The following is a 23,320-nucleotide window of genomic DNA, read 5'->3' as shown; positions in this document are numbered from 1 at the left end:
GTGGCCGATGTGCGGCCGACGACGCCCCTTCCGGGCATCCTCCCAGGTCAGGAACGCCCACTCGGAAGCAGAGGTTCCAAGTCGTCCCAGCGCTTGATTTCGCATCCGTCCGTCCGGCGGAAGGTGGCGTTCACCTTGTGTCCGTTCCACGTTCCGGTGATGCGCGCGGTGGCGGGTCCGCCGTACTGCTTGGTGCAGATCCGGTCCGGGGGGACCGGCGCGAAGGGGTTGCGGCCCTCCGCGGCCAGCTGGTCCAGCCGGGCGCAGGCACCCTCGGCCTCGGGGTGGTCACCGCCGACGGGGCCGCATTCGAGCGTGTACTCCCGGTCCAGCTGCCGGTTGCCGGTGTCGGCCATGGTCATGGTCAGCCGGTCGGGCGTCGCCAGCAGCTGTCCCAGGGGCAGTGGGGGCAGCGGCCCGGCGGCAGCGGTGGCCAGGGCCGAGGTGACGGCGAAGGCGGCGAGACGCAGCATGGGGCACTCCAGGTCGTCCGTGGGTCATACGCCTGACCAACGACGGGGGCCCGCCGATGTTGCGTGCGGCGGGGCCTTTAAGGCTTTGCCCTCGGCCCGTCCCGCCTAGTACCGTGGGAGCGGATTGGTGAGGGGCCCTGCGCCTGTGTCATCATCTGCACGCACCTTCGTACGCGGGGGTGTGCTGGAGGCGTCGCCTAGTCCGGTCTATGGCGCCGCACTGCTAATGCGGTTTGGGTCTTACCACCCATCGAGGGTTCAAATCCCTCCGCCTCCGCAGTTCATCGAAGCCCCGGTCCATCAGGACCGGGGCTTCGATGCGTTCCGGAGTCTCTGCGCCCGCCGGGGGTGTTCCGGCCGGTTGCGAGCGTTGCCCGACCGCTGTCCGTCCCTTGCGCCACCTCATACGGACGATCTTCATCCGGGGCGTTTCCGCAGGTCAGCTGGGGTTTGGCTAATGGATTTCGCGTCCCGGCGAGGTCCATGTATTGTTGTTCTCGCAAGGCCAACGGGGCGAAAAACCCCGGGAAGCTCAAGCACTCGTAGCTTAACGGATAGAGCATCTGACTACGGATCAGAAGGTTGCAGGTTCGAATCCTGCCGAGTGCACAGCAGGGCAGAGGCCCCGGACGAAAGTCCGGGGCCTCTGTCGTATACCCGTCTTCGGTATGCCTGTCCTCCTTGATGGGGAGGGGTCCCCCGGAAGATGTCAGGGGCGGGATGGCTCCGGCGGGGGACGTCGACCACCCGGCGGCGTCGGTACGGTTCTTGGAGATCGTCCGAAGCTGGAGAACGGGGGCAATCATGGGACTGTTCGGGAATGCGCACACCGTCGACCCCGTGTCGGCGCAGCGGGACTACGCGCGGCTGCTGGGGCAGGGGGAGCAGGTGCACGCCGCCTTCCTGCTGATCCGGGACACGATCCTGTTCACCGACCGGCGCCTGGTGCTCGTCGACAAGCAGGGGCTCACGGGTAAGAAGGTGGAGTACCACTCCGTCCCGTACCGCAGCATCACGCACTTCTCCGTGGAGACCGCCGGCCACTTCGATCTCGACGCCGAGCTGAAGATCTGGATATCCGGCAGCCCGACGCCGATCGAGAAGACCTTCACCAAGGGCGTCGACATCTACGAGGTGCAGGCGATCCTGACGCAGTTCGTCGCCCGGTAGTCGGCTGTCCGGCCGCCTCGGAGGACCCGTGGGAGGCCGGTCACCGACATCACCAGCGAGTAGAGGGAGGTGGTGGCGGTGATGAAGAGGCGGTTGTTCTTGGGGCCGCCGAAGGCGATGTTCGAGACGGGCTCGGGGACGCGCAGGCGGCCGATCAGGGTGCCGTCGGTGGCGTAGCAGTGGACGCCGTTCTCCATGGCGGCCGTCCACAGTCGGCCCTCGTCGTCGAAGCGGATGTTGTCGACGCCGGGGCAGGTGGTGAAGACACGGTCGCCGGTGAGGGTGCCGTCGTCGGTGACCTTGAAGGCGCGGATGTGGCCCGCCCTGGTGTCCGCCGCGTACAGCTCGCTCTCGTCGGGGGAGAAGACGAGGCCGTTGGGGCCGAGGAAGCCGTCGGCGGCCAGGCGCACTTCGCCGGTCGAGGGATCGGCCCGGTAGAGGTTGCAGGCGCCGATCTCGCCGGGCGCGCGGTGGCCCTCGTAGTCGCTGGTGATGCCGAAGTCCGGGTCGGAGAACCAGATGGAGCCGTCCGAGCGGACCACCGCGTCGTTCGGGCTGTTGAGCCGCTTGCCGTCGAAGCGGTCGGCGATCACGGTGATGCTGCCGTCGGGCTCGGTGCGGGTCACGCGCCGGTTGCCCTGTTCGCAGGAGATCAGGCGGCCCTCGCGGTCGAGGGTGTTGCCGTTGGAGTGGCCGGCGGGTGACCGGAAGACGGAGACCGTGCCGGTCGCCTCGTCCCAGCGCAGCATCCGGTCATTGGGGATGTCGCTCCACAGCAGTTGCCGCCAGGCCGGCAGGTACAGCGGGCCTTCGGCCCAGCGGCAGTCGTCGTAGAGCCGCTCCAGCCGGGCGTCGCCGTTGGCGCAGCGGCCCGTCTTGAAGCGCTCGTCCAGAATCTCGTACAAAGTGAGGTCGGCTATGGCAGACATGATTCCCCCTGAGGAAGTACTACCGAATTCTGTTCGGTCTGAGGGTGAGATTGCAGGATCATGTACCGTCTTCGCAAGGGTTGTCAGGCCCATGAGAGGAAGATTGCGTGGACGACATCGACCGGGCGCTCGTCCTGCGCCTGCAGCAGGACGCCGGGCAGTCCTACGCGGCTCTCGGTACGGCTGTCGGCCTTTCGGCCGGGGCCACCCACGAGCGCGTGCGCAAACTGCGCGAGCGCGGGGTGATCCGGCGGACCACCGTCGACGTCGATCCGGCCGCGGTGGGCAGCGGGGTCCTCGCCTACGTGATGGTCGACTCCAACGCGTGGATGGGCGAGTCCGGAGACGACTTCGCCGCGATCCCCGAGATCCAGGAGGCGCACATCATCGCGGGCAGCGCGTCCGTACTGGTGAAGGTCCGCACGGCCTCGACCGAGCAGCTGCAGGACGTCCTGCGCCGCCTCTACGCCATCGACGGGGTCAGCGGTACGCACGCGACCGTCGTCCTCGAGACCTTCTTCGAGCGGCCGCTCCCGCTGTGACCTGGTGGTGCACCGGGATCCGGTGGAAGGACTCCGCACCCGCCATCGGGTGGTACGGCAAGGAGCGCGGCGAGCGGGCGAGCGCCCTGGTGTACGGGCAGCGACTGGCCTTCGTCGCACGCGGGGAGCGGTGCTGCCTGGGCGTGCGGCGGGCCGGGAAGCGGACGCCCTGTCCGGCCTCCGCCACCGTGCCCGGCCGTGGCGGGAGCGCGCAGTGCCCGGAGTGTGCGCGCCTCGACCGGTCGTTCTCCGTGGCCGCCGACACCAACGCCGCCGATCCGCGGACCTACCGGGTCTATCTGGCCTGGTTCGGGCCCGGCATGGTCAAGGTGGGCATCACCGCCGAGGAGCGCGGCTCCGCCCGGCTGCTGGAGCAGGGGGCGATGTCGTGGACCTGGCTGGGGCGCGGGCCGCTGATGGCCGCCCGGCGCACCGAGGAGCTGCTGCGGGCGGCGCTCGGGGTGCCCGACCGGATCGGGTACGCCCACAAGCGCGCCGTACGGGCGCACCTGCCCGGCGCGCCGGAGCGGGCGCGGGAGGTCACCGAGCTGCACGGCCGGGCGGCGGCGCTGTCCGGGTGGCCGGAGACCCTGGAGCGGCTGGAGTGCGAAGTCAGCGACCACGCGGCGGTGTTCGGCACGGACGGTTGGAAGGGGATCCCGGAACCGGACCGGGTGATCGCGGAGATGGCGGCGGAACGGGCCGTCGTGGGGCGGCTGGTCGGCGCCGCCGGGCCCGACCTGCACTTCGAGGACGGACTCGTGGTCGACACCCGGCTGCTGGCCGGATGGGAGCTCGCCGTGCCGGCTGAGGGGGCCGTGACCTCGGTGCCGGTGGCGCGGATCCCGTCCGCGGCCGCTCCTCAGGCCGGGCAGGACGGGCTGTTCTGACGTTGCGGACGCGGAGGACCCCGAAGGATGATGACGGTCCGTGAGAGCGGCCGGTACCTACGGGCTCCATGGATGCCATGGTCAAGAATTGGATCCCTTTGGGCTCCCGGGGCTGATTCGGGTGGACATGCCGGGGGCGCTCCGCCGAGGGTGGTGGGCATGACCACTCAGCCGGTGGCGGCCTTCGAACCGCCCTATGTCATGGCCGTCTTCAGCAACGTCCGCACCGCGGACGACACCGGATTCGACGAACTCAACGACCGGATGGAAGAGATCGTCGAGGCCATCCCCGGCTACCTCGGCTACGAGTCCGCGCGCACCCCCGGCGGCCTGGGCATCACCGTCGCCTACTTCCGGGACCACGAGGCCCTCACGGTGTGGCGCGAGAACCTGCAGCACCAGGCGGCCATGAAGCGGGGCCGCGCCGACTGGTACGAGAGCTACACCCTGCACGTCGCCACCGTCGAGCGGAGCCACGGCTTTGTCCGCAACGGCTGATGCGGTCCGCGCCTTCACCGAGCGGCTCGGACTGCCCGGACTGGTCGACGTCCACACGCACTTCATGCCCCGGCGGGTCCTGGACAAGGTGTGGGACTACTTCGACGCGATCGGCCCGCTGACCGGCGTCGAGTGGCCCATCACCTACCGCCACGAGGAGGAGCAGCGGGTCGCGCTCCTGCGGGAGTTCGGGGTCCGGGCGTTCACCTCCATGCTCTACCCGCACAAACCGGAGATGGCCGCCTGGCTCAACGCCTGGTCCGCCGATTTCGCGGCCCGCACCCCCGACTGCCTGCACACCGCGACCTTCTTCCCGGAGGAGGGCGTGGCCGGCTACGTCGGCCGGGCCGTCGCCTCGGGCGCCCGGATCTTCAAGGCCCACCTGCAGGTCGGCGGCTACGACCCGAACGACGACCGACTCGACCCCGTCTGGGGGCTGCTGGCCGAGGCCCGCATCCCCACGGTGATCCACTGCGGTTCCGGCCCCGTCCCCGGCAAGCACACCGGGCCCGAGCCGGTCGCCCGCCTGCTGGCCCGCCATCCGCGGCTGCCGCTGATCATCGCCCACATGGGGATGCCCGAGTACGCGGACTTCCTCGACCTCGCCGACCGACACCCGACGGTGCGCCTCGACACGACCATGGCCTTCACCGACTTCTCCGAGCGGTTCAGCGGCTTCCCGGCCGCAGACCTCGGACGGCTCGCGGACCTCGGCGACCGGATCCTGTTCGGCACCGACTTCCCGAACATCCCCTACCCGTACGAGCACCAGCTCGCCGCCCTCGATCGGCTGGGCCTGGGCGACGACTGGCTGCGGGCGGTCTGCCACGACAACGGCGCCCGGCTGTTCCGCCTCGACCGCTGACCCGCCCTTTCTCAGGAAATTCACAGGTTGGGGCAAGAACGCTCTCAGAGGCACCGGGGAACGTGTGCGTATGACTGCGACGACCACCTCCCATGCGTCCACGTCCACCGGCAATCACACGGCCCTGGTACGGCCCGACGGCGGGCCCTGCCGGGTGCTCGTCGTCGACGACGAGGCCTCGCTCTCCGAGCTGCTGTCCATGGCCCTGCGCTACGAAGGCTGCGAGGTCCGCAGCGCCGGCGACGGGGCCGGGGCGCTGCGGGCCGCCCGCGGCTTCCGCCCGGACGTGGTGGTCCTCGACGTCATGCTCCCCGACATGGACGGCCTCACCGTCCTCGGGCAGCTGCGCCGGGAGATCCCCCAGGTCCCCGTCCTGTTCCTGACCGCCAAGGACTCCGTGGAGGACCGGATCGCCGGCCTCACCGCGGGCGGCGACGACTACGTCACCAAGCCCTTCAGCCTGGAGGAGGTCGTGGCCCGGCTGCGCGGCCTGGTGCGGCGTTCGGGCGCGGCACAGGCCGCCCGCGGCGGCTCGGTCCTGACCGTCGGCGATCTGTGCCTCGACGAGGACAGCCACGAGGTGGTGCGCGCCGGCCAGGACGTCCACCTGACCGCCACCGAGTTCGAGCTGCTGCGCTACCTCATGCGCAACCCGCGGCGCGTGCTGAGCAAGGCGCAGATCCTGGACCGGGTCTGGTCCTACGACTTCGGCGGCCAGGCCAATGTGGTCGAGCTCTACATCTCCTACCTGCGCCGCAAGCTGGAGAGCGGCCTCGGGCTGCCGTCGATGATCCACACCCGGCGCGGCGCCGGCTATCTGATCAAGCCGGCCGAGTAGTGGCACGGCGCGGGCGCCGGCGACCGGGCGGCCGCCGGCCCTGGTCGCTGCGGACCCGGCTCGTCGTCTCGGCGGTGGCCCTGATCGCCGTGGTGGGAGCGGCCATCGGCACCGTCACCACCCTCGCGCTGCGCTCGTACCTGGTCACCCAGCTCGACGAGCAGCTGGCCACCTCCATGAAGATGGCGGCCCGGATGCCGGGCGGGAAGGCGGTCCGGGAGAGCGGCGCGGGCTTCGTCGTAGCCCCCGGCAGCCCCGTGGACGCCGCCGGGATCCGGCTGGACCACACCGGAGCGGTCCTCGGGAGCGCCCGCAACACCCGCCACGAGGGGTGGTCGCCCGACCAGATTCCGCCGTCCCTCACCGAAGCCCAGAGTGCGACTCTCGCCCGGGCCGCAGAGAAGGCCGCGCAGGGCTCGCCCGAGCGGGCGGCGGGCGCGGAGCTTCCCGGCCTCGGCGCCTACCGGGTGCACGTCTCCCCCGACCGGACCCTCGTGCTCGCCTTCCCGCTCCAGGAGGTCGACTCCACGGTCCGCACCCTCGTCGGGGTCGAGCTCTGCGTCACCCTGGCCGGACTGATCGCCGCTTCGCTCGCCGGGCAGGCCCTGGTCGGCGTCGCCCTGCGCCCGCTGCGCCGGGTCGCCGCCACCGCCACGCGCGTCTCCGAACTCCCCCTGCACCAGGGCGAGCCCGCCCTCCACGAACGGGTCCCGGACGCCGAGGCCGACCCCCGCACCGAGGTGGGCCAGGTCGGCGCCGCCCTCAACCGGATGCTCGGCCATGTCTCCTCCGCCCTCACCGCGCGCCAGCAGAGCGAGATGCGGGTGCGGCAGTTCGTCGCCGACGCCAGCCATGAACTGCGTACGCCGCTGGCCTCCATCCGCGGCTACGCCGAACTCACCCGCCGGGGCCGCGAGGAGCCCGGCCCCGACACCCGGCACGCCCTGGGGCGGATCGAGTCCGAGGCCACCCGGATGACCGGGCTGGTCGAGGACCTGCTCCTGCTGGCCCGGCTCGACGCCGGCCACCCGCTGTCCATCGGCGACGGCGACGGCGGTGACGGCGGCGACGGCGGCGGCAGTACGGGCACGGGCACGGGTGCCGGCACCGATCTCGCCCCCCTCGTCATCGACACCGTCAGCGACGCCCGGGCTGCCGGGCCCGAGCACCACTGGCGCCTGAACCTGCCCGAGGAGCCTGTGCCCGTGCGCGCCGACGCGGCCCGCATCCAGCAGGTACTGGTCAACCTGCTCGCCAACGCCCGTACGCACACACCGCCCGGCACCACCGTCACCGCCCATGTTTCACGTGAAACATCCGCCGTCCGGCTGCGCATCGAGGACGACGGCCCGGGCATCGCGCCCGAGCTGCTCCCCCGGGTCTTCGAGCGCTTCGTCCGTGGTGACGCCTCCCGCTCCCGGGCCGCCGGTTCGACCGGCCTCGGGCTGGCCATCGTCCAGGCCGTGGTCACGGCCCACGGCGGGACCGTCGCCGTGCGGAGCCGGCCGGGGCGGACCTGCTTCGAGGTCGTGCTGCCGCTCGCGGCGGACTCACAGACGGGCCACAGGCTCAGCACACTGAGGTGACAGGCGGCCCCACGAGGGTCGGAGCATGCCAACCGACACCTCTCCCGGGGCCCTTCCGGCACGGACGCCCCTCGCGCCCGTGCCCGGCGAGCCCGTCCTCGACGTGGTGATCCCGGTCTTCAACGAGGAGAAGGACCTCGGGCCGTGCGTGCGCAGACTGCACGACCACCTGACACGGACCTTCCCCTACCCCTTCCGGATCACGGTCGCCGACAACGCGAGCACCGACCGCACCCCCGAGGTCGCGGCCGGGCTCGCCGCGGCACTGGACTGCGTACGCAGCACCCGGCTGGAGGAGAAGGGCCGGGGCAGGGCCCTGCGTACGGTGTGGTCCGGTTCCGACGCACCCGTCCTCGCCTATATGGACGTGGACCTCTCCACCGATCTGAACGCACTGCTTCCGCTGGTCGCCCCCCTGATCTCCGGCCACTCCGACCTCGCCATCGGCACCCGCCTGGCCCGCTCCTCACGGGTCGTGCGGGGAGCCAAGCGGGAGTTCGTCTCCCGCGCCTACAACCTGCTGCTGCGGTCCTCGCTCGCCGCCCGGTTCAGCGATGCGCAGTGCGGCTTCAAAGCCATCCGGCGCGAGGTCGCCGAGCGGCTGCTGCCGCTGGTGGAGGACACCGGCTGGTTCTTCGACACCGAGCTGCTCGTGCTTGCCGAGCGGGCCGGGCTGCGGATCCACGAAGTGCCCGTCGACTGGGTCGACGACCCCGACTCCACCGTGCACCTCGTCAGGACCGCCACCGAGGACCTCAAGGGCGTCTGGCGCGTGGGCCGGGCGCTGGCCGTGGGGGCGCTTCCCCTCGACCGGCTCGCCCGCCCCTTCGGTGACGACCCCCGCGACCGCATCGCGGTGCCCGGAGTTGACGGCGGACTGGCCCGCCAGCTCATCGGCTTCTGCACCGTCGGCGTCCTCTCCACCCTGCTCTACCTGGTGCTGTACTCCGCCTTCCGGGCCGGGGCCGGGCCCCAGCTCGCCAACGGCGCAGCCCTGCTGCTCTCCGCCGTGGCCAACACCGCGGCCAACCGCAGGCTCACCTTCGGCGTCCGCGGCAGGGAGCGGGCCGTACGCCACCAGGCCCAGGGTCTGGTGGTCTTCGGTATCGGCCTGGCACTCACCAGCGGCTCCCTCGCCGCCCTCGCGGCGGCCACGTCCCATCCCGCGCACGGCACCGAGCTGGCCGTGCTGATCACCGCGAACCTCGCGGCCACCGTCCTGCGCTTCCTGCTCCTGCGCGCCTGGGTCTTCCCCGAACGGCGCGGCGCCGATCCCCGCAGCCCCCGCACAGCCACCGCCACGGCCACGCCCACGGCCACGGCCACGGCCACGGCCACGGCGACCCCCATGTCCACGTCCACTTCCCCGTCCAAGGAGGGCCGATGACCACGGCAGCACTCCCGATCCTCCCGGCCGCCGCGGCCGGCGCCCGTACCGCCCGGCCCGGCTGGGAGCGGCCCGCCCTCGCCGGGCTGCTGATCGCCACCGCGGCCCTGCTCCTGTGGGACCTGGGCTCCTCCGGCTACGCGAACTCCTTCTACTCGGCCGCGGTCCAGGCCGGCAGCGAGAGCTGGAAGGCCTTCTTCTTCGGCTCCTCCGACGCGGGCAACTCCATCACCGTCGACAAACCCCCGGCCGCCCTGTGGCCGATGATGCTCTCGGTCCGGCTCTTCGGACTGGGCTCCTGGCAGATCCTGGTCCCGCAGGCTCTGATGGGGGTGGCGACCACCGGTGTGCTGTACGCCGCCGTCCGCCGCCAGTTCGGGCCGGGAGCCGCGCTGCTGAGCGGGGCCGCCTTCGCGCTGACGCCCGTCGCCGCGCTGATGTTCCGCTTCAACAACCCCGACGCCCTGCTGACCCTGCTGCTCACCGTCACCGTGTACTGCCTGCTGAGGGCCCTCGAAGGGGCCCACACCCGCTGGCTGGTGTGGGCGGGTGTCGCGGTCGGGTTCGCCTTCCTGACCAAGACTCTCCAGGCCTTTGTCATCCTGCCGCCGCTCGCCGTGCTCTACGCCGTCTGCGCGCCCACCGGGCTGCGCCGGAGGCTCGGCCAGCTGCTGCTCGCGGGCGGGGCGATGGTGGTGGCGGGCGGCTGGTGGGTCGCCGTGGTCGAACTGTGGCCCGCCTCCTCCCGCCCGTACATCGGCGGCTCGCAGAACAACTCCTTCCTGGAGCTGACCCTCGGCTACAACGGCCTCGGCCGGATCAACGGCAATGAGACCGGCAGCGTCGGCGGCGGCGGAGCCGGTGGCCCCGGTGGCGCCGGCGGTGGCGGACGCTGGGGCGAGAGCGGCATCGACCGGCTGTTCTCGGGCAACATCGGCGGGCAGATCTCCTGGCTGCTGCCGGCGGCCCTGGTCCTGCTCGTGGCCGGGCTGGTGATCACCTGGCGGGCCCGCCGCGCCACGGACTCGGTGGACGGCATGGCGCGCGCGGCCTTCCTGGCCTGGGGCGGCTCCCTGCTGATCACCGCGGTGGTCTTCAGCTACATGCAGGGCATCTTCCACGAGTACTACACCGTGGCCCTGGCGCCCTTCGTGGCCGCGCTGATCGGCATGGGCGTCGCCGTGCTGTGGGAGGAGCGGGGCAGCGCGGTGGCCGCGGCCACCCTCTCCGGCACGCTCGCGCTGACGGCCGTCTGGTCGTACGTCCTGCTCGGCCGCGCCACCGGCTACCTGCCGTGGCTGCGCTGGGCGGTGCTGGTGGGCGGGCTGCTCGCCGCGGTCGCGCTGCCGTTCGCGGGGCGGGCCGGCCGGCGGATGGTGCGGGCCATCGCGGGTCTCGGGGTGGTGGCGGCCCTGGCCGGGCCGTTCGCGTACTGCATGACCACCGTGAGCACGGGACACACCGGCTCCATCGTGACCGCCGGACCGGCGGTGGCGGGCAGCCGGGGCGGCCCCGGCGGGATGCTGGGCGGCCCGGGCGGGTTCGGTGAAATGCGGCAGGGCGGCCGGGACGGCGGGCAGCAGCCCGGTGGCACGCTGCCGCAGGGCGCCGTACCGCCCGGCCAGGGTGCCGTACCGCCGGGCCAGGGCGGTATGCCCGGAGCGGACGGCCGCGGGGCCGAGCGCCCGGGAGGCTTTCCCGGCGGCATGACCGGCGGCGGCCCGGGCGGAGGCGGCGGCGCCGGCGGCCTGCTCAACGGCGCCCGTGTCAGCAGTGAGGCCGAGGCGGCGCTCACGGCCGGAGCCGACTCCTACACCTGGGCGGCGGCCATCGGCTCGCAGAACGCGGCCAGTTACCAGCTGGCCTCCGGCGTTCCCGTCATGCCGGTCGGCGGCTTCAACGGCAGTGACCCCTCGCCGACCCTGGAGCAGTTCAAGGAGTACGTGCGGGACGGGAGGATCCACTGGTTCATCGGCCAGGGAGGCACCACCGCCGCCGGCGCCGAGGCGGACGGCGGACGTCGTGGCGGCGGCGGTCCCGCGGGCCCCGGTGGTGGCACCAGCACGGAGATTGAGAACTGGGTCAAGGCCACGTTCAAGGAGTCCACGGTCGGCGGAGCCACCTTCTACGACCTGACGGCCCCGACGTCCTGATCCCCTGAGCCCCTGATCCCCTGAGCCCCTGATCCCCCGTCGTTCGGCCCGGCGGCGGACACCCCCAGGGGGTCTCCGGCCGATCAGCCCGCAATGCCCGGCCCGACCCCTAGCATCAAGAGGGCGGACCGGGCATTCCGGGCTGGTCCGGCCGTCGCGAGGAGGGTGCCCTCATGGTGTCCGCGGCCGATCCAGGCGAGAACCGGACCAGCGTGTGGCTGGTGGCCAAGCCCGCCACACCCGTCAGACGCCGTACCGAGGCTCCCTCGGGGCTCGACCGGGAGCGGATCACCGCCGCCACCGTCCGGCTGCTCGACGCCGACGGGCTCACCCGGTTCTCGATGCGGCGGCTGGCCGCCGGGCTCGGCGTCACCGCGATGTCCCTCTACTGGTACGTGGACACCAAGCACGATCTGCTCGAACTGGCCCTGGACCGGGTCCTGGGGGAGCAGTCCCTGCCGGCCGGACCGTACGGCTCCGGCGGGGCGGGCTGGCAGGACGGGCTCAGGGATCTGGCCCGGGGCTACCGGCGGGTGCTGGCGGCGCACCCGTGGGTGGCTCCGCTCAGCGCCGCGTACCCGGACATCGGCCCCCACGCCCGGGCCTTCGACGCGGCCCTCCAGCGGCTGATGGACGCCACCGGCCTGGTGGGCGCCGTCCGGACCGGTGCCCATCTGGCGGTCCGGCAGTTCCTGCACGGCTGCGGGGGCGCGGTCCGGCGGGCGCCCGAGGGCGACTTCTGTCTGGCACTCGACGTTCTGATCACGGGCATCGAGGCCAGGGCCGAAGCCGGGACAAAGACCACGGCCACGGCCACGGCCACGGCAGACGCCTGAGCGCCGCCCGGACTGCCGGGCGGGCTCAGGCAGGGGTCAGGCCTTGACGGTGGCGTCCGCAACCTCGCCGGCGCCAGCCGTCCCGGCCGTCCCGGCGGTCCCGGCCGTCCCGGCGGGCGAGGCACCGGCCGACGCCGCCGCCGGGCTGTGGACCGCCGGCTTCGACTTCAGGGCGACCTCCTTGATGAACACCACCAGCACCAGGCCGAGGAGCGCGAACGGGGCGGCGTAGAGGAAGACATCGCCGACGCCGTGCCCGTACGCGGACTCGATGACCTCACGGAGGGGCGCGGGCAGCTTGTCGAGGTCGGGGATCCCGCCCCCGGCCGTACCGCTCTGGCCCATGGCCGCCGCGGCCTTCGGGCCGAGGGCGGCGAGCCCGTCCTGGACGTAGTCCGTGACCCGGTGGGCCATGACCGCACCCAGTGCCGAGACGCCCATCGCGCCGCCGAGCGAGCGGAAGAAGGTGACGACCGAGCTGGCCGCACCCAGGTCCTCCGGGGCCACCTGGTTCTGGGTGGCGAGGACCAGGTTCTGCATCATCATGCCGAGACCGAGGCCGGTCAGCGCCATGTAGACCGCGATGTGCCAGTACGGGGTGTCGTACCGCAGGGTGCCGAGCAGCCCCAGTCCGGCCGTCAGCAGCACACCGCCGGAGACGAGCCAGACCTTCCACTTGCCGGTCTTGGTGATCACCTGACCGGAAACGGTGGAGGAGACGAAGAGCCCGGCGATCATCGGAATCGTGAGAATTCCGGACATCGTGGGGGACTCGCCGCGGGCCAACTGGAAGAACTGGCTGAAAAACACGGTCCCCGAGAACATCGCGATGCCCACGAACAGCGAGGCCGTGGAGGCGAGGGTGATGGTCTTGTTGCGGAAGAGCCGCAGCGGAATGATCGGGTCGCTCGCACGGGACTCGACGAGGACGAAGAGCAGTCCGAGGAGCACCGAGCCGCCCGTCATGGCCCAGGTCTGCCAGGAGATCCACTCGTAGGAGTCCCCGGCCTGGGTGACCCAGATGAGCAGCAGCGAGACGGCGGCGCTGATCAGGAAGGCGCCCAGCCAGTCGACCTTGACGTCGCGCCGTACGACCGGCAGCCGGAGCGTCTTCTGGAGGACGATCAGCGCGATGATCGCGAAGGGCACGCCGACGTAGAAGCACCAGCGCCAGCCCAGCCACTCGGTGTCGGTGATGACGCCGCCCAGCAACGGGCCGCCGACGGTGGCGACGGCGAAGACCGCGCCGAGGTAGCCGCTGTACCGGCCGCGCTCGCGCGGGGAGATCATCGCGGCCATCACGATCTGGGCGAGCGCCGAGAGGCCGCCGACGCCGATGCCCTGCACCACGCGGCAGGCGATGAGCGTGCCGGTGTTCTGGGACATCCCCGCGACCACGGAGCCGAGCACGTAGATCACCAGGGATATCTGGACCAGCAGCTTCTTGCTGAAGAGGTCGGACAGCTTGCCCCACAGCGGGGTGGCGGCCGTCATGGACAGCAGGGCGGCGGTGACGACCCAGGTGTAGGAGGACTGGGTGCCGCCGAGGTCGCTGATGATCTGGGGCAGGGCGTTGGAAACGATCGTGGAGGACAGGATCGCCACGAACATGCCGAGCATGAGCCCGGACAGCGCCTTCATGATCTGGGGATGGGTCATGTCCACGCCGGTGGACGTGGAAGGAGATGTGGAAATGGACGCGGAAGTGGACGCGGACGTGGACGCGGGGCCGGTGGTCTTCTCCGACGGGGCCATGTCCTTCCTTTCTCTAGAAGCTCGATCGGAGTCGGGCCAGCAGGGTGTTGAGTACGTCGATGTCCTGGACGGACCAGTCGTGGAGGGCTCTCTCCAGGGCGGCCGTGTACCGGGCGCCGATCTCGGCGAGCAGCGCCCGGCCGGCCGGGGTGAGCCGCAGGATGCGGCAGCGCCCGTCGCCCGGGTCCGGCTCGCGCTCGATCCAGCCGCGGGCGGTGATGTGGCTGACGTGCCGGCTGGTGACCGAGATGTCGACGGCCATGAGGTCGGCCAGACGGCTCAGCCGCATCTCCCCGTGCCGGTCGAGAACGGTGAGCACGGCGGCGGTGCCGGGCGGGCAGTCCGGGGGCAGGTTGCGGGCGAGCTCACGCTTGACCGCACCGATGCCGGTGAGCCGACGGGCCAGTTCCTCGTGCGGAGTGGTCAGTGTGGTCGGCGCGGTCTGTGTGGTCCGCGTGATCTGCGCGGTCCGCGTCGTCGGCACGGTCTGTGTCGTCGGCATGGTCTGTGTCGGCACCGGGCGACCCCCATCTTGTTGCTTGAGGCAACCATAAGAGTCGGTGGTTGCTACAGGCAAATGAATCTGGGGGTGGGGCGGTAAAGGAATCGGAAAACCGGCTAGGGTCCTGCTCCATGGCTGACAACCACAACTCACAGGTCCCCGAGGGCAACTACGACCCGGCGGGCAGCACTCAGATGTTCCGGGCCTTCGTGGAGGAGGCCGCACCGGCGCGGCAGCCGGGCCCGGGGGCGCGCCAGCAGCGTCGCGCAGAGCAGGACGCCGCCAAGGGGTCGGGCCCGGCCGTGAAGGTGGCGCTGGCCCTTGCGCTGGTGCTCGTGATCGGTGCGGTCGCCTGGCTGGTCCTGGGCTGAGACCGCGGAAGGCCGCAGCCGACCGGCTCCGGGCCGTTCAGTTCCAGGTGGCGGTGACCTTCCGGGTGTCCACGTGCATGCCCAGCGGCACCCGCCAGGCCTCCAGGCACACCGTGTAGGTCTGCGTCTTCGAGGCCCCGCCCGCGATCGGTGCGGGGAGCGGCTGGGTCGAGGTGATCGTGGCCCAGTCGATGCCGAGAGCGCCGATGACGTGCGTCGCGAAGCTGACCGTGCCCGAACGGGCCGCGGTCGTGCCGGTGTTGGTGAAGGTCAAGGCGACCCGCTCGCACCAGCGGTCGGCCGCGGCCGACCGGACCGGCGCCGACAGCGTCAGCTGCGCCGGGGTGGCCGGGGGCGGCGGCGCCGGGGGCGTGGTGCCCGGCCTGCTGGGCGGCCCGCCGGGGCTCGTCGGACCCGTGGGGCCGGTGGGGTTCGCGGGGGCGGGCGCGCCGGGAGTGCCGGGCGGTATGGGAGTACGTCCTGGGCCGCCGGTGGATCCTGGGGCGCTTGCCGGGCCGCCGGGGGCGGTACTCGTGGCTCCGCCCGAGGTGGGGCCGCCCGCGCCGTCCGGTCCCGGGGGCGGGGCCGACGTACCGGGTGACGCGGGGGATCCGCCCGCCACGGACGGGCCGCCGAGCTGCTGGAACTCCACCCCACCCTGCGGTGCGACGTTCTCCCCCGCGCCCCGTTCGGGGCCCGGGGCGGCGGCGCCCACGGCGGAGAAGCCCTCGCGCCCCGGACCGCCGCAGCCGGTGAGGCCCACAGTGGCCGTGCAGCACAGGGCGAGCAGGGCGGTGGCCGCGCGCGATCCCTTTCGCATCGCGCCAGTGTTCCTGACGGATCGTCAATTGGGAAGCGCTCGGCATCGGCCGGGCGGCCCGGATACCGGACCGCCCGCCCCTCGTGTCAGTCCCCGATGAGGCCCACGCGCAGCTGCGCGAGCGTGCGCGTCAGCAGCCGGGATACGTGCATCTGGGAGATGCCGACCTCCTCGCCGATCTGCGACTGCGTCATGTTCGCGAAGAACCGCAGCATGATGATCTGCCGCTCCCGGGGCGGGAGTTTGGCGAGCAGCGGCTTCAGGGACTCGCGGTACTCGACGCCTTCGAGCGCGGTGTCCTCGTAGCCGAGGCGGTCCGCGAGCGAGCCCTCGCCGCCCTCGTCCTCGGGGGAGGGCGAGTCGAGCGAGGAGGCCGTGTAGGCGTTCCCGACGGCGAGGCCGTCGACGACGTCCTCCTCCGACACGCCCAGCACGGCGGCGAGTTCCGGGACGGTCGGCGAGCGGTCCAGCTTCTGGGCGAGCTCGTCGCTGGCCTTGGTGAGCGCCAGGCGCAGCTCCTGGAGCCGGCGCGGGACGCGCACGGACCAGGAGGTGTCCCTAAAGAATCGTTTGATCTCGCCCACGACGGTCGGCATCGCGAACGTCGGGAACTCCACGCCGCGTTCGCAGTCGAACCGGTCGATCGCCTTGATCAGACCGATGGTGCCGACCTGGACGATGTCCTCCATCGGCTCGTTGCGGCTGCGGAAGCGGGCTGCGGCGTACCGCACGAGGGGCAGGTTCAGCTCGATCAGGGTGTCGCGCACGTACACCCGTTCGGGGCTGTCCGCGTCCAGGGTGGAGAGTCGCTGGAAGAGCGAGCGGGAGAGGGTTCGGGTGTCGATGGCTTCCGAGCGTTCGGAAACAGCCGGCGGCGTCACGGGCTTTACGAGCGTGAGCACCTTGGAGCTGCCCTGGTCTACGGACATGCCACCCCCTTGAGGTCGCGGACGGTCGCGTACGGCGCGCCCGTCAGAGGAACGCAGCTTCCACCTGAATACCGGAGGCGGGGCCGCGGCAAACGCGGTTCACGCAGAATGTCACATGTCGGCAACACGCTGTAGCGCCATGTCGACATATAGTTCCGACGACAGAAGGGGGCAGAGCGTGATCAGCCCGTTCTGTCGGGAAAAAGGCGAATGATCTACGCCCGTTACGGTTACGCCTCGATCCTGTTTGCGGATCTCAGTCGGGCGAAGCTGCGCGCCAGCAGTCGCGAGACGTGCATCTGGGAGACCCCGAGCTCGGCACTGATCTGTGACTGCGTCAGATTGTTGTAGTACCGCAGCAGCAGGATCCTTTGTTCACGCTCGGGCAGCTGCACGAGGAGATGCCGCACGAGGTCGCGGTGCTCGACCCCGGCCAGTTCGGGATCCTCGTAGCCGAGCCGGTCCAGCAGCCCGGGCATGCCGTCGCCCTCCTGCGCGGCCTCCAGCGAGGTCGCGTGATAGCTGCGCCCGGCCTCGATGCAGGACAGCACCTCGTCCTCGGTGATGCGCAGTCGCTCGGCGATCTCGGCGGTGGTCGGGGTGCGGCCGTGCAGGGTGGTGAGGTCCTCGGTGGCGGCGTTGACCTGCACCCACAACTCGTGGAGCCGGCGCGGCACGTGGACGGTGCGGACGTTGTCGCGGAAGTACCGCTTGATCTCGCCCACGACCGTCGGCATCGCGAAGGTCGGGAACTGCACGCCGCGGTCCGGGTCGAACCGGTCGATGGCGTTGATCAGGCCGATCGTGCCGACCTGGACCACGTCCTCCATCGGCTCGTTGCGGCTGCGGAAGCGGGCGGCCGCGTAGCGGACCAGCGGGAGGTTCGCCTCGATCAGGGCCCCGCGCACCCGGGCGTGCTCGCTGCTGCCCGGCTGGAGGCCCTTCAGCTGGCCGAACAGGACCTGGGTGAGGGCCCGGGTGTCCGCGCCGCGGCCCGCGGGCCGGGGGGCTGCCGGAGAGGCCGTCGGGGAGGCTGTCGAAGGGGTTGCCGGTGAAGCTGCCGGGGGGACGGCCGCCGGCGGGGCCGGTGGGACGGCCGGGGAGATCGCCGGAGGGGCAGCCGCCGGAGGCTCCTCCGGCGGCTGCCCCTGGCGGCTACCGGTGCGGGGCTCCTGCTGGGGCGGTACCTGGGGGTCCTGCTGGGGTGGCACTTGAGGCGCAGTACTGGCCGGCACGGTCACGCCACCCCTTCAGTCAACTCATCCGTTAAAAGCGGTCATAGCATCACAAGAGATGTGCACTGTGTGCAAGCACCGTATATCGCCGTGTTGACGGCAAGTTGGGCATATCCGGGCATTATGCCCGGCAGTGGGTACGCAAAAGCCCCCCACCCGTCGAGTGGGGGGCCGGAAGTCCGGGAACCGCTTCGGCGTACGGGTCAGCGCACCAGTTCGGTTATGAACTCGCCGATGCCGGAGGCGGCATCCGATATCCCCTGGAAGCCTATTTCCACGATCTCGGCGGCTCGCTTCGGCTGGGTGATGATCACGAAGAGGGCGAATACGGTGAGGGCACCGGTGATGAGCTTCTTGGTGTCCACGTGCGGGCGGCCTCCCCAACCGGTCCTTGCAAGTCGGGTGAGTCTAACCGGTCGGGTTTGGGCACTCACCTGTCCTTTAAGGACCAATGACCCGGTGCTCCGGGTCCTTTGCCGGTCGGTCGCCGGCCGGGGCGGACGCAGGATGGATGTGAGCCCACCGGTTCTGGCAGGAAACCGGTGGGTGGGGGACAGGGCCTCACTGCGGGGTCCGGCCGCGAGCTTCCCCCTGAACTGCGGCCGGGCCGGCAGGTCCGTCCTCGTCGGGGGAAGTGGCTTGTCCCCCGATGCCGCTTCCCCCGCAAACGCGTCGAAGGCCCCGGCCCCGGTCGGGGCCTTCTTCGTGCGCGCCCTTCGTGCGCGCCCTTCGTGCCCGCCTTCGGTGCGCTCCTCGGCGCGCGCTTCGTGTGCGCCCGCGGAGCGGCGGCTACTGGATGGCGCCGGCCAGGTCGGTGAGGGGCTGTACGGGGGCGATCACGGGGGCCAGCTGGTTGGGCAGGTCCGTCAGCGCGTTGAGCCCGTTCGCGCCGTCGCCGACCTTCCCCACGACCTCCTGGACGGAGGCGGGCTGGACCCCCGCGGGCGTCCCGGGCGACGGGATCGGCACGTCCGGGAGGGTCAGCGGGGAGATCGGGGCCGTGTCCGCGGAGGCGGCGGGTGCGGCGAGGCCCGCGGCGGCCCCCGCGAGGGCGAAGGCGGCGAGGATGCGCTGGGTCTTGGTCATGCCGTGACAACGGCCGAGGGGGCGGGCGGTCACGCCGCTGTCCTCCGGAGGGCCGATCGGGAGCGGCCCCGAAAGCCGGTCGGAAGCCCACCCGAAATCCGGTCCGCAGCGCCCCCGCATGTCAGTCGGAAACGCCGAGAGCCCCGACCCTTGCGGGGCGGGGCTCTCGATCGAAGCGGTAGTGGAGGGATTTGAACCCCCGATGGGTTGCCCCATACTCGCTTTCGAGGCGAGCTCCTTCGGCCACTCGGACACACTACCGAGATGGATCCTAGCCTAAGGAACCCCATCCGCTGAAATCGGTGCGCCGACCCCGGCTCACAGGTCGCGGAAGAAGTCCGTCAGCTGCCGTGCGCACTCCTCGCCGAGCACCCCGCGCACCACTTCCGGCCGGTGGTTGAGCCTGCGGTCCCGTACGAGGTCCCACAGCGACCCGGCGGCGCCGGCCTTCTCGTCGTCCGCGCCGTAGACGACCCGGGCGATCCGTGCCTGCACGAGCGCGCCCGCGCACATGACACACGGCTCCAGGGTGACCACGAGGGTGCATCCCGGGAGCCGCCATTCCCCGAGTGCGGCGGCGGCCCTGCGCAGCGCCAGGACCTCGGCGTGCGCCGTGGGGTCGCCGCTCGCCTCGCGTTCGTTGTAACCGGTGGCGAGGATTTCGCCGTCCGGGCCCAGCACGACGGCGCCGACCGGCACATCGCCGGCCGGCACCGCCCGGGCGGCCTCCTGGAGCGCCAGGCGCATGGAGCCCAGCCACGGGTCCCGCACGGGATCCACGGGATCGGTGGTGTTCGCGGTGAGCACTAGCGGACGGCCTCCAGGACCTCGGTGGCGCCGAGGGACTCGGCGATCTCCGTGAGGGCGTCCCCGTCCAGGGTCATCAGTTGCTTGTTGGTCACGCCGAGGTCGTCCAGCAGCCGGGGGTCGCCGAGCGGGCCGGCCGGTACCGGCTCCGAGCCGGCCCCGCGCTCCCCGTCCTCGTCGGCGTCCTCGTCCGTGAACGCGGCGATGGATTCCTCCTCGCCGTCCTCGGTGCCGTCCAGGTCCAGCTCGTCGAGTTCGTCGTCCTCCTCGTCGCTGCCCAGCAGCTCTTTGGTCAGCATCGAGCCGTAGGAGCTGCGGGCGGCCGCGGCGGCGTTCGAGACGAAGTACCGCGGGTCCTCCTCGCCGTCCACGCGGACGACGCCGAACCAGGCGTCCTCCTGCTCGATGAGGGCGACCACCGTGTCGTCGTCGACAGCGGCGGAACGGGCGAGATCGATCAGATCACTGAGGGACTCGACGTCGTCGAGTTCCATGTCGCTCGCTTCCCACCCGTCTTCGGTGCGCGCGAGCAGTGCGGCGAAATACACCGTGACTCTCCCACTGGTCTTAGGCGTGCCGGTTGGAGGTCCCCCCGGCCGGAGGATGGGACGAAAGCGGCCGTGCTACTCGCCGCCCTGCCCCGCCCAATCGGCATCGTGGCAGAAACGGCGGCGTTGCGAGAGGTCTTCCGCGCTTGCGTCGTGCCGCGCCGTCCCCCGCCGGGGCCGGTGCGGTGTTGCGGCGCCGGGGCGTTCCGGGGTGCCGGGGGCCGCGCCGGTTGCCCGACGGGCCGCTCGTGTCGCGCCGCGCGGCTCCCGTATCACCAGCGGAACGTGCGCATGCGCATCTGCTGGCGCATACGGGCCGCACGCGCGCGGCGGGGCTGTACGCGATCGCGCAGCGCGCGGGCCTCCATCAGGTCACGCAGGAACTGTGCGCGGCGTGCTCGGCGCTGCGCCGCCGTCTCCGGAGTGTCGTCGCTCGGCTGCGTGTCGGGCATCGGCCACCACCCTGGGCTGGTCGGTCGTTTCCCCCTGCATCCACCTTCCCCCGGACAGGGCGTTTGATGCCACCCCTGTGCAGGTCAGACGTCGTCCTTGAGGGTCGGGACGATGGCCACCGGGCCGTGCGCGTGGTGCAGTACGGCGTGGGCCACGGAGCCGATCTGCAGGGACATGGCGGTGCGCCGCGGGTGGTGGCGGCCGACCACCACCAGGGCCGCCGAACGGGAGGCGTCGACGAGCCGTCCCGCCGCGTCGCCGGGGACCGCGGCCTGCTCCACGGGGACGTCCGGGTAGCGGGTGCGCAGCGGCGCCAGCCGCTCGGTCTGGGACCGGAGCATCTCCCGCTCGGCCGGTACGGCGTCGCCCTCGTCGGCGAGCCCCTCGGGCGGGATCACCTCGAAGGGCCGGTCGATCACGAGGGCCGGCGCGGGCGGGACGGTGTACGCGGAGACCACCTGGACGGTGGTCCCCCGCACGGCCGCTTCCGCGAAGGCGAAGGACAGCACGTCGTCGGGGGTCTCGGCGGCGTGCAGACCGAGCACCACGCGTCCGGCGGACGGCTCGGGGGCGGTCGTGGCGTTGGCCGCGGCGGCGTGGCGCTCGGCGTGCGGGACCACCACCACCGGGCACGGGGCGGTCGACGCCACCGCCCTGCTGCTCGATCCGAGCAGCAGGCTGGCGAAGCCGCCGCGCCCCCGAGAGCCCATCACCAGCATCAGGGCGCCGGATCCGATCACGCGCAGTGCCTCGGGGACGGAGCCCTCCAGCGACTCGTACCGGACCCCTTCGGGCAGCGCGGAGCCGGCGCCCAGCACGCCGCGGACCCAGTCGCCCACGGGGTCGGCGAACTCGTCGGGCTGCCGGGCGTCGTGCAGTGACGCCCGGCGGCCCGCGTACAACTGGGCGTGGTCGGGCAGTACATGGGCGATGAGGAGTTCCGCACCGTGCCGCAGGGCGGCACCCCGCGCCCACTGGAGGGCCACCAGGCTGTGCTCGGACCCGTCGACGGCTGCGATCACCGGTGCGTTGCTGCTCATCAGTCCAGCGTGCTGGGCGTCCGCGCGGGCCGCATCCGCAGGCCGCCGCGGGCGTGGCCGGCGCTGGGGACGCGAGGGGGGCGCGTCAGCGCGTAGCCTTTTGGGTGCAGGTCGCGTCGAGCGGCCGTTTTTGCTGGTCGCACGCTGAGTTTTGGAGGATGTTGTGCGTTTGCAGGTCGTCGATCACCCCTTGGTGGCGCACAAACTCACCACCCTGCGCGACAAGCGCACCGACTCCGCGACGTTCCGGCGTCTCGCGGACGAGCTGGTGACCCTGCTCGCGTACGAGGCCACCCGCGACGTGCGCACCGAGCAGGCCGACATCGAGACCCCGGTGGCCCCGACCACCGGTGTGAAGCTCTCGGCCCCCCGGCCGCTGATCGTCCCGATCCTGCGGGCCGGCCTCGGCATGCTCGACGGCATGGTGCGGCTGCTGCCGACCGCCGAGGTGGGCTTCATGGGCATGGTCCGCAACGAGGAGACCCTGGAGGCCTCCACGTACGCGACCCGTATGCCGGAGGACCTCTCCGGACGCCAGGTCTACGTCGTGGACCCGATGCTCGCCACCGGCGGCACGCTCGTCGCGGCGATCCAGGAGCTGATCAAGCGCGGCGCCGACGACGTCACGGCCGTGGTGCTGCTGGCGGCGCCCGAGGGCGTCGAGGTCATGGAGCGCGACCTTGCGGGCACGCCGGTGACGGTCGTGACGGCCGCGGTGGACGAGCGGCTCAACGAGCACGGCTACATCGTGCCGGGCCTGGGCGACGCCGGCGACCGGATGTACGGCTCGGCGGAGTAGTCCCCGGGCGCCGCGGAGCAGCCGTCGGGCCGCCGCGGCGGCCCGACGGGGCCGCCGCAGGCGCCGTACGGGGGCTCAGCAGTTCTTGGCGGGCGCGGGCACGGGGTTGGCCAGGAGGGCCAGGGCCTTGTCCGCGTCCTCCTTCGTGCTGAGCTCCTTGAAGGCGTCGCCCAGGATCAGGTCGACGTCCGCGGTCTCACGGGCGTCGGTCTGCTGGGTGGTGCCGGGGAGCTGAGTGCCGAGCACCGCGTAGACGGCCTTGTCGGTCGCGGGGGAGCCCAGCAGTATCCCGGTCCCGGGGACCTTCTTGTCGAAGTCGGCCGGGGCGTTGCCGACGCTGCCGATGACGAATCCGCGTTTGGCGAGTTCGTCGCCGACGGCCTTGGCCAGGCCCGCGCGCGGGGTCGCGTTGTAGACGTTGACCGTGATCGTGCCGGGCTGGGGGAGCACGACCGCGGGTCGGGCGGGTGCGGACGCCGCCGAGGCGGCCGCGGGGGCGCCCTTCTTGGCAGCGGCCTCGGGAGATTTCGTCGGGCAGTCCTTGGCGCCGGCAGCCGTGTTCCGTTTCGGGCCATCGCCCTGGAACACGTCGATGAGCTGCAGTGCCCCGTAGCCGACCAGGGCAAGCGCGAGGACCGAGCCGAGCACGCCGAGGACGATCCGTCGTCGGCTCCGCTTACGGCTCATGCGGGGGTAGGCGGTCCCCGTGACGCGGTACTTTCCGCCCATGCCGGGGGGAGTGAGCATGCTCATGGGCGCAGCGTAGTGCGACCCGGTGGCGATGCCTACTAAATGATCTGCTGATAGG

The 23,320-nt window shown here is 71.9% G+C and carries 26 protein-coding genes and 3 tRNA genes; 14 read left to right on the top strand and 15 right to left on the bottom strand.

The features are described from left to right. Window positions 1–47: 47 nt before the first annotated feature. Entirely contained in the window at window positions 48–473 is a 426-nt protein-coding gene (locus NRK68_RS16505) for an SSI family serine proteinase inhibitor (protein ID WP_257856107.1), read from the bottom strand. Between the two features lie 186 nt (window positions 474–659). On the opposite strand from NRK68_RS16505, the gene NRK68_RS16500 reads away from it, so the two are divergent. The 3 genes from NRK68_RS16500 to NRK68_RS16490 all read left to right on the top strand — a co-directional run bounded on the left by NRK68_RS16500 (window position 660) and on the right by NRK68_RS16490 (window position 1,643). Further along, window positions 660–750, top strand: a tRNA-Ser gene (locus NRK68_RS16500). Between the two features lie 259 nt (window positions 751–1,009). Then, a tRNA-Arg gene (locus NRK68_RS16495) sits at window positions 1,010–1,082 on the top strand. Between the two features lie 195 nt (window positions 1,083–1,277). After that, complete coding sequence (locus tag NRK68_RS16490; protein ID WP_030956977.1) at window positions 1,278–1,643, top strand: PH domain-containing protein; 366 nt, start codon at window positions 1,278–1,280, stop codon at window positions 1,641–1,643. Here the strand turns inward: NRK68_RS16490 and NRK68_RS16485 are convergent. Beyond that, a complete protein-coding gene (locus NRK68_RS16485; RefSeq protein WP_257856106.1) occupies window positions 1,601–2,572 on the bottom strand; it encodes an SMP-30/gluconolactonase/LRE family protein in 972 nt (323 codons plus the stop codon). The genes NRK68_RS16490 and NRK68_RS16485 overlap by 43 nt on opposite strands. A gap of 107 nt (window positions 2,573–2,679) precedes the next feature. On the opposite strand from NRK68_RS16485, the gene NRK68_RS16480 reads away from it, so the two are divergent. The 9 genes from NRK68_RS16480 to NRK68_RS16440 all read left to right on the top strand — a co-directional run bounded on the left by NRK68_RS16480 (window position 2,680) and on the right by NRK68_RS16440 (window position 12,167). After that, complete coding sequence (locus NRK68_RS16480; RefSeq protein ID WP_030956979.1) at window positions 2,680–3,114, top strand: Lrp/AsnC family transcriptional regulator; 435 nt, start codon at window positions 2,680–2,682, stop codon at window positions 3,112–3,114. Next, window positions 3,111–4,004, top strand: coding sequence for a DUF2797 domain-containing protein (locus NRK68_RS16475; RefSeq protein WP_257856105.1), 894 nt, complete (start codon window positions 3,111–3,113; stop codon window positions 4,002–4,004). Before NRK68_RS16480 ends, NRK68_RS16475 begins: the two co-directional genes overlap by 4 nt. A gap of 159 nt (window positions 4,005–4,163) precedes the next feature. Continuing rightward, window positions 4,164–4,502 carry an antibiotic biosynthesis monooxygenase family protein gene (locus NRK68_RS16470; RefSeq protein ID WP_183066317.1) on the top strand — a complete coding sequence of 113 codons (339 nt, stop codon included), beginning with the start codon at window positions 4,164–4,166 and terminating at the stop codon, window positions 4,500–4,502. Beyond that, window positions 4,486–5,367 (top strand): amidohydrolase family protein, encoded by an 882-nt coding sequence (locus NRK68_RS16465; protein WP_257856104.1) that lies wholly within the window; start codon window positions 4,486–4,488, stop codon window positions 5,365–5,367. Before NRK68_RS16470 ends, NRK68_RS16465 begins: the two co-directional genes overlap by 17 nt. Window positions 5,368–5,437: 70 nt before the next feature. Then, window positions 5,438–6,205: a response regulator transcription factor gene (locus tag NRK68_RS16460; RefSeq protein ID WP_046777547.1), complete on the top strand. Its 768-nt coding sequence runs from the start codon at window positions 5,438–5,440 to the stop codon at window positions 6,203–6,205. Then, window positions 6,205–7,791 (top strand): sensor histidine kinase, encoded by a 1,587-nt coding sequence (locus tag NRK68_RS16455; RefSeq protein WP_257856103.1) that lies wholly within the window; start codon window positions 6,205–6,207, stop codon window positions 7,789–7,791. The genes NRK68_RS16460 and NRK68_RS16455 overlap by 1 nt, the downstream gene beginning before the upstream one ends. A 25-nt stretch (window positions 7,792–7,816) precedes the next feature. Further along, on the top strand, window positions 7,817–9,178 hold the full coding sequence (locus NRK68_RS16450) for a bifunctional glycosyltransferase family 2/GtrA family protein (RefSeq protein WP_257856102.1): 1,362 nt from the start codon (window positions 7,817–7,819) through the stop codon (window positions 9,176–9,178). Beyond that, a complete protein-coding gene (locus NRK68_RS16445) occupies window positions 9,175–11,331 on the top strand; it encodes an ArnT family glycosyltransferase (protein WP_257856101.1) in 2,157 nt (718 codons plus the stop codon). The genes NRK68_RS16450 and NRK68_RS16445 overlap by 4 nt, the downstream gene beginning before the upstream one ends. 173 nt (window positions 11,332–11,504) lie before the next feature. Further along, window positions 11,505–12,167 carry a TetR/AcrR family transcriptional regulator gene (locus NRK68_RS16440; RefSeq protein ID WP_183066314.1) on the top strand — a complete coding sequence of 221 codons (663 nt, stop codon included), beginning with the start codon at window positions 11,505–11,507 and terminating at the stop codon, window positions 12,165–12,167. A 36-nt stretch (window positions 12,168–12,203) separates the two neighbouring features. On the opposite strand, the gene NRK68_RS16435 is transcribed toward NRK68_RS16440, so the two are convergent. Next, window positions 12,204–13,826 (bottom strand): MDR family MFS transporter, encoded by a 1,623-nt coding sequence (locus NRK68_RS16435; protein ID WP_259656613.1) that lies wholly within the window; start codon window positions 13,824–13,826, stop codon window positions 12,204–12,206. 109 nt (window positions 13,827–13,935) lie between these two features. Further along, window positions 13,936–14,439, bottom strand: a complete 504-nt coding sequence (locus NRK68_RS16430; protein WP_308296183.1) for a MarR family winged helix-turn-helix transcriptional regulator — start codon at window positions 14,437–14,439, stop codon at window positions 13,936–13,938. 116 nt (window positions 14,440–14,555) lie between these two features. On the opposite strand from NRK68_RS16430, the gene NRK68_RS16425 reads away from it, so the two are divergent. Further along, entirely contained in the window at window positions 14,556–14,795 is a 240-nt protein-coding gene (locus NRK68_RS16425) for a hypothetical protein (protein WP_257856100.1), read from the top strand. 37 nt (window positions 14,796–14,832) lie between these two features. Here NRK68_RS16425 and NRK68_RS16420 read toward each other — a convergent pair whose 3' ends face one another. The 10 genes from NRK68_RS16420 to NRK68_RS16375 form a co-directional block, all read right to left on the bottom strand. Then, window positions 14,833–15,615 carry a hypothetical protein gene (locus NRK68_RS16420; protein ID WP_257856098.1) on the bottom strand — a complete coding sequence of 261 codons (783 nt, stop codon included), beginning with the start codon at window positions 15,613–15,615 and terminating at the stop codon, window positions 14,833–14,835. A gap of 86 nt (window positions 15,616–15,701) precedes the next feature. Continuing rightward, window positions 15,702–16,544, bottom strand: a complete 843-nt coding sequence (locus tag NRK68_RS16415) for an RNA polymerase sigma factor SigF (protein ID WP_183066311.1) — start codon at window positions 16,542–16,544, stop codon at window positions 15,702–15,704. 230 nt (window positions 16,545–16,774) lie between these two features. Continuing rightward, the gene (locus tag NRK68_RS16410; RefSeq protein ID WP_373024464.1) at window positions 16,775–17,650 is read right to left on the bottom strand and encodes an RNA polymerase sigma factor SigF; all 876 of its coding nucleotides are present in this window, start codon (window positions 17,648–17,650) and stop codon (window positions 16,775–16,777) included. Between the two features lie 332 nt (window positions 17,651–17,982). Then, window positions 17,983–18,144, bottom strand: a complete 162-nt coding sequence (locus NRK68_RS16405; RefSeq protein ID WP_167344740.1) for a hypothetical protein — start codon at window positions 18,142–18,144, stop codon at window positions 17,983–17,985. A 424-nt stretch (window positions 18,145–18,568) separates the two neighbouring features. Further along, window positions 18,569–18,898: a hypothetical protein gene (locus tag NRK68_RS16400; RefSeq protein ID WP_136230385.1), complete on the bottom strand. Its 330-nt coding sequence runs from the start codon at window positions 18,896–18,898 to the stop codon at window positions 18,569–18,571. Between the two features lie 143 nt (window positions 18,899–19,041). Further along, window positions 19,042–19,126 (bottom strand) — tRNA-Ser (locus NRK68_RS16395). 57 nt (window positions 19,127–19,183) lie between these two features. Beyond that, window positions 19,184–19,612: a tRNA adenosine(34) deaminase TadA gene (gene tadA, locus NRK68_RS16390; RefSeq protein ID WP_257857869.1), complete on the bottom strand. Its 429-nt coding sequence runs from the start codon at window positions 19,610–19,612 to the stop codon at window positions 19,184–19,186. Between the two features lie 59 nt (window positions 19,613–19,671). Continuing rightward, window positions 19,672–20,220, bottom strand: a complete 549-nt coding sequence (locus NRK68_RS16385) for a tRNA adenosine deaminase-associated protein (protein ID WP_030957005.1) — start codon at window positions 20,218–20,220, stop codon at window positions 19,672–19,674. A gap of 272 nt (window positions 20,221–20,492) precedes the next feature. Continuing rightward, entirely contained in the window at window positions 20,493–20,672 is a 180-nt protein-coding gene (locus tag NRK68_RS16380; RefSeq protein ID WP_030647083.1) for a hypothetical protein, read from the bottom strand. Window positions 20,673–20,756: 84 nt separating this feature from the next. Further along, complete coding sequence (locus tag NRK68_RS16375) at window positions 20,757–21,713, bottom strand: universal stress protein (RefSeq protein WP_257856094.1); 957 nt, start codon at window positions 21,711–21,713, stop codon at window positions 20,757–20,759. 163 nt (window positions 21,714–21,876) lie between these two features. On the opposite strand from NRK68_RS16375, the gene upp reads away from it, so the two are divergent. Next, complete coding sequence (upp, locus tag NRK68_RS16370; protein WP_030647077.1) at window positions 21,877–22,512, top strand: uracil phosphoribosyltransferase; 636 nt, start codon at window positions 21,877–21,879, stop codon at window positions 22,510–22,512. 75 nt (window positions 22,513–22,587) lie between these two features. On the opposite strand, the gene NRK68_RS16365 is transcribed toward upp, so the two are convergent. Continuing rightward, window positions 22,588–23,265 carry a LytR C-terminal domain-containing protein gene (locus NRK68_RS16365; RefSeq protein WP_257856093.1) on the bottom strand — a complete coding sequence of 226 codons (678 nt, stop codon included), beginning with the start codon at window positions 23,263–23,265 and terminating at the stop codon, window positions 22,588–22,590. Window positions 23,266–23,320 lie beyond the last annotated feature (55 nt).

This window comes from Streptomyces yangpuensis, assembly GCF_024666385.1.
GTDB classification, from domain to species: Bacteria; Actinomycetota; Actinomycetes; order Streptomycetales; family Streptomycetaceae; genus Streptomyces; species Streptomyces yangpuensis.
Note: the sequence above shows the minus strand (reverse complement) of the source record. Positions and strands in the feature narration are given on the sequence as shown.